The organism is Burkholderia sp. SIMBA_062 (genome assembly GCF_046534765.1).
GTDB classification, from domain to species: domain Bacteria; phylum Pseudomonadota; class Gammaproteobacteria; order Burkholderiales; family Burkholderiaceae; genus Burkholderia; species Burkholderia ambifaria.
On record NZ_JAWRYD010000152.1, the window covers coordinates 1 to 348 of the forward strand.

Annotated in this window: 1 protein-coding gene; it reads right to left on the reverse strand. The window is 61.8% G+C overall.

Annotated features, from left to right (window positions below; all coding sequences use genetic code 11):
• The coding region (locus tag SB786_RS35805; RefSeq protein ID WP_410731517.1) for an aminotransferase class I/II-fold pyridoxal phosphate-dependent enzyme at positions 1–348 on the reverse strand (348 nt) is incomplete at both ends.

The window sequence follows — 348 nt, forward strand, 5'->3', positions numbered from 1 at the left end:
GGAGTAGGTGGTGCGGATTACGCGCTTGACCTGCGACAGCACGCGAGTGCTTTCGTCTTTGTTGCCGGTGACGATCGACAGTGCGCCAACGCGCTCGCCATACAGCGAGAACGACTTGGAGAACGAACTGGAAACGAAGAAGTCCAGGCCCGACTCGGCGAACAGGCGCACGGCGAAGGCGTCTTCGGCGATGCCGTCACCAAAGCCTTGGTAGGCCATGTCGAGGAACGGTACGTGGCCTTTGGCCTTGACCACTTCCAGGACGTTTTTCCAGTCATCCAGGCTCAGGTCGACGCCGGTCGGGTTGTGGCAGCAGGCGTGCAGCACCACGATCGAGCCGGACGGCAG